Origin of the sequence: Aquiflexum sp. (assembly GCF_041751335.1) — a bacterium.
GTDB lineage: Bacteria > Bacteroidota > Bacteroidia > Cytophagales > Cyclobacteriaceae > Aquiflexum.
The window spans coordinates 1-4890 of the sequence record NZ_JBGSXS010000096.1; the positions used below are offsets into that span (position 1 = coordinate 1).

A 4890-nucleotide genomic window follows, 5' to 3' on the forward strand; every position below is an offset into this window, starting at 1 on the left:
TTTCTCAATCGCTTCTGCCAAGAGATTTCTTGAAGCAAGTTTGGGATCTGTTCCAAAAAACTCCTTGCCATCCACCAAAATCCTACGGACAGTTTCGCCTTGAGCTTTAATATTGCCATCAGTATCCACTTCCACTCCTGAAAGCCTTTTCAAAAGGTCTTCAACATTCGCATTGGGATTCGTCTTAAATGCATCCGCATGGAATTCAACTGTATCCTTTTTGATCGTGACAGGAGCAATTGCTTCTATGGTAAATACATCAAGATCGGCTGTCGCTTCCTTAAGGATGATAGTTCCTAGAGATGAGGAATTTCCCTCAATAGGCTTGGTGATTTTTTTGTGGAATGTTTCAAATCCCACAAAAGACACCTGTAACAAAAGGGCTTCTTCCCGAAGGTTTTTAACTTCAAATCCCCCACTTGGATTGGTTACCCCAAAAGTCACCAAAGTAGAATCAGCCGGATCCAAAAGTGTAATGGTTGCCGAAGGTAAACCTTGTCCTTTTTCATCCTGAATATTCCCCGTGACCGACCATCTGCTGGATTGGCTATATGAGGAGAAAACAATGGATATAAGTAAAATTGTGGTAATGGTTGGTTTCATGTTTTTATTGAGAAGTGAGACATTAGACTTAAGACATAAGAGGCTTGTCATTTCAGGTTGGTAAAATTGGCATTTCCAGGAAGGGGATGACATTGAAGTGGGCGTCATTCCGAGGAACGAGGAATCTCTAGAGGTCCTATTTATGCTTGTATTTATCATTTCCTGAACCTCGAGAGATGCTTCTCTCCGTTCAGCATGACGAGTTGCTCCGATTACGTCATTGGTTTAGAAGAGAGACTTAACTCAGCTATCCAAAGCCTACCAAAATTTGAACCTATCTCATGTCTCACGTCTCATGTCTCATATCTCAAACCTAATTCCTAATCATCATCCTAAATCCTCCCTGCCCCCCTTGGGCTCCCATTTTTTCCATTTGTTCCTGCATCATAGCCCTGTATGCTTCATCGGTAATTTCCTTTCCAACTTTTGGTTCTTTCAATTCATTTTTTTTCAGGCTTCTAAAATCCAGTTTTTCAACACTGATCACCATTTCATCTTCATTGATATTGACTTCCATAATCAGTCCCGGAAGACCATGAAAGCGGTCCGGTCCAAGGGGAATTCTCAGTTCTTCCGTGTACCAAGCTAAAATCTCCCTTTCATTCTCATCGGTGAAAAAGGCATTCCTACATAAAAACCCCTGAATCTCTTTGGTTTCTGTACCCAATTTCCATGGAAGCCTTTTTGTATCATTTTTGGTCAGGTATTTTTTTCCCATAAACTCCCTTAACTGGATTACCATATCTTCATCCCTGTCAAAATAAGTTTCATTTTGGTTGGCAATTCTTATGACCATCTGACCTCCTCCTGGTCCTGCTTGGGATTCAAAAGGGTTTTCATCTGGTGGAACCGCTTTGTATAAGCTACTTAATTGATTGAAGACAAGCAGGTTCTGGGAGGTATTGAATTCCGGCATCATTTTTTTCATTTCTTCCTGGCCGGCAGGTATTCTTTTGTGCATGTTGATCTTGGTGGAATAAGTGATTACCCCTTCTGATACTTCGTTGGAAATAAATGCCCAAGAAGCACAGACTAGAATTGCTAAAATGTATTTTTTCATAACCTTTGGATTTTGGATTTTCAAAAGTAATCCATCGAAAAATGAGATTAGGTTAAACAACCTGAATACAAGGTTAATTAAGGTTAATGGGAGATCGAAAGCCTTTCAAAACCTAATATATTTGTCCTATGCAAAAGAATAACAAACTGTATTTAATCCTGATGGTAGGAAGTATTCTGGTGCTGATCCTGGTACAGTTTTTTTGGTTGGCTTCAGTTTATAAAGATTACAAAAACAGCCTCAAACAAGAAACAAGATTGCTTTTTGCGACTACGGTCACAGGGATGCTGGATTCATTAGTATTGAAAGATTTGAATCCGGTTTTTATTCCCGGTTTGCTAGATACAGTTTATGGAACTCCCCATTTCAGGAATTTTTCTTTTCAGGATACTTTAAGAAGTGTTCGCATAGAAGTGAAAAGTGAACCCAATGGAAAAGACACCATCCTTGGTTCAAATAGACAGATTCAAATAATCACAACAGGAGATTCTGGGTTTGCTGATTCCTTAAAGCGGGTTTTCAGGCCTTTGATGATGGGAATAGACAGTATAAAAGAAGCCCGGAAATTCACTTATAGGATAAACAGGGAACCCTTGGATCCCCAAACTATTGAAATCCGATTCAATGAAGTTTTGGCTGAAAACGATTGTCCCCTTGAAGCAAAAGTAAGAAGATATGACGTACTGAATGAAGCCAATCCGATTCCTGCAAATGCCATTTCACTGGAAGAAATCAGAATACCATTTGGAACAAGAATAGTTGGTTACATTGAGACTTATCGCGGATTCCTTTTCAAGAAAATGCTCAATCCTTTCTTGTTTGCATTATTGGTAGTTCTTTTTATTTCTTGGTCTATGTTTGCCATGTACAGAAACATGCTAAAGCAACAAAGGCTAAACCTGCTCAAAAACGACATCATCAGCAATATTACCCACGAATTGAAAACCCCTGTTTCCACTGTAGCCATTATCCTTGAGTCATTGGAAAACTTTGGGGCCAAAGACAATCTGGAAACCCGAAAGGAATATATTCAGATTGCCAAAAATGAACTGAAAAGATTGACGGCCATGGCCGAAAACATCCTCAAATCCAGTGTTTTGGAAAAAGAGGAAAAAGTGAATTTCAGACCATTGGAATTGGAGGTATTATTGGAAGATAGAATCAACTCATTCAAGCCGATGCTGCAATCCCAATCATTTGAATTTCGATATCAAAAACAGGGAAACCAATTCAAAATCTACGGAAATGAGGAACAGCTTAGCTTGGTCATCTTCAATCTTTTGGACAATGCCATAAAATACAGCAAGGATATTAAATCTATCGATATTCATTTACATGAAATGGATTATGAGATATTGCTTAAAATTTCGGATAAGGGAATCGGTATACCCGAAGGGTATCAAAAAGAAATCTTCGAAAAATTCATTAGGGTTCCCCAACATGATCTCCATGATGTAAAAGGCTATGGTTTGGGTTTGGCACAAGTAGCTGCAGTCATCCAATCTCATGGGGGAAAAATATTCCTTGATTCCCAGCTTGGAAAAGGATCTTCTTTCACAATTCAATTCCAGAAAATATGACCAAAATATTTTATGTTGAGGACGAACCTGCCCTGGGAAAAATAGTGAAAGAGAGCCTTCAAAGCAGAAAATATGAGGTCATAATGGCAGATGATGGAAAAATTGCATTAAGCATGTTTCCAGAATCAAAACCCGATATCTGTGTCCTCGACATCATGCTGCCCAAAATTGATGGTTATCAATTGGCCAAAGCTATTAGACAGATTACACCGGCTATGCCCATCATTTTTCTCACAGCAAAAAGCCAGGTTGAAGATGTTTTGAAAGGATTTGAATCAGGGGGCAATGACTACCTAAAGAAACCTTTTAGTTTGGAGGAACTTATCGTCAGAATTGAAAATCTTCTGAGCTTGACCAAAGGTCAAAAGCAAAATGGAAAACAGGAGATTCCCTTCGGTAAGTTTGTGTTTTATCCTAACAAGTTCGAATTGATGGATCCAAGTGGGGACACAAAAAGGTTATCCCACAAAGAAGCAGGTATTTTGATGATGTTAATTGACAAAACGAATCAGACCACCGAAAGGAAAGATATTCTATTGAAGCTCTGGGGAGATGACAGCTATTTCAATTCAAGAAACCTCGATGTTTATATTACAAAACTTCGAGATATGCTGAAATCCGACCCCAATATTCAGATCATTACCATCAAAGGCATCGGGTATTATTTTTCGGTATAATTTAACTGAACTACAAAAGTGAAATAAGTGATTAAAAGATATAATCCTTTGTAATCCAAAAAGGGTTTTGTCTTATCCCCTTTTGTTTCCTTTTGATACTTTTGTGGTTCAAATAAAAATACCACATACTCCTTTGTTGATCTTGAATCAATATTGTTTTACAAAATAAATTCCATCTGAACCAAATCAATCCATATCCATTTTCAAAGGAATTTCACTCACCTGATAAATCCATCAAATTTTATCCCCCATTTATCCCAAATCCCTGTGTGAACCGTTCAAAATTGTTTTTCTTTGTCCTGTAAACCTAGTATACCGTATGAAGATCATTGCCATTGGAAGAAACTACGCAGAACATATCGAGGAACTCAAAAATGAACGTCCATCTGCACCTGTTGTTTTCCTAAAACCTGATACCGCCCTCCTAAAAAACAATGCACCTTTTTACCATCCTGACTTTTCTGAAAACATTCACCATGAGGTTGAACTGGTTCTGAAAGTTTCAAAAGAAGGTAAGCATATACAAAAAAAATTCGCTGACCGTTATTTCGAAGAAATCGGTATAGGCATTGATTTTACAGCAAGGGATCTTCAGGACAAGTGCAAGGCAAAAGGTCTTCCATGGGAAATTGCAAAAGCTTTCAATGATTCTGCACCAATTGGGGAATATTTACCTGTTTCATCTTTTAAAGACCTCAATGCCATCAATTTCAATTTACTGATCAATGGGCAGGAAAAACAAAAAGGAAATACCAACATGATGCTGTTTGATTTTGCAACCATAATTGAATACGTATCGAAATTTTTTACTTTAAAAAAAGGAGATCTGATATATACAGGAACACCTGCGGGTGTTGGGAAAGTAAATATCGGAGACCGGTTGGAAGCATTTATTGAAGATAAAAAACTGTTGGATTTTGAAGTCAAGTAAATACCTCTATTCCTTATTCCTGTTAATTTCTATTGGAAT

Annotated in this window: 5 protein-coding genes; 3 read left to right on the forward strand and 2 right to left on the reverse strand. The window is 38.0% G+C overall.

The window, feature by feature from the left end; genetic code table 11:
- On the reverse strand, positions 1–603 hold a 603-nt coding region (locus ACEW8U_RS05705), incomplete at its 3' end, for a carboxypeptidase regulatory-like domain-containing protein (protein ID WP_373521075.1).
- 313 nt (positions 604–916) lie between these two features.
- Positions 917–1663 (reverse strand): GLPGLI family protein, encoded by a 747-nt coding sequence (locus tag ACEW8U_RS05710; protein ID WP_373521076.1) that lies wholly within the window; start codon positions 1661–1663, stop codon positions 917–919.
- 128 nt (positions 1664–1791) lie between these two features.
- On the opposite strand from ACEW8U_RS05710, the gene ACEW8U_RS05715 reads away from it, so the two are divergent.
- From ACEW8U_RS05715 to ACEW8U_RS05725, 3 genes are all read left to right on the forward strand, one after another.
- Positions 1792–3243, forward strand: coding sequence for a sensor histidine kinase (locus tag ACEW8U_RS05715; protein WP_373521077.1), 1452 nt, complete (start codon positions 1792–1794; stop codon positions 3241–3243).
- On the forward strand, positions 3240–3920 hold the full coding sequence (locus tag ACEW8U_RS05720; RefSeq protein WP_373521078.1) for a response regulator transcription factor: 681 nt from the start codon (positions 3240–3242) through the stop codon (positions 3918–3920). Before ACEW8U_RS05715 ends, ACEW8U_RS05720 begins: the two co-directional genes overlap by 4 nt.
- A 319-nt stretch (positions 3921–4239) precedes the next feature.
- Complete coding sequence (locus tag ACEW8U_RS05725; RefSeq protein ID WP_373521079.1) at positions 4240–4851, forward strand: fumarylacetoacetate hydrolase family protein; 612 nt, start codon at positions 4240–4242, stop codon at positions 4849–4851.
- Positions 4852–4890: the final 39 nt, after the last annotated feature.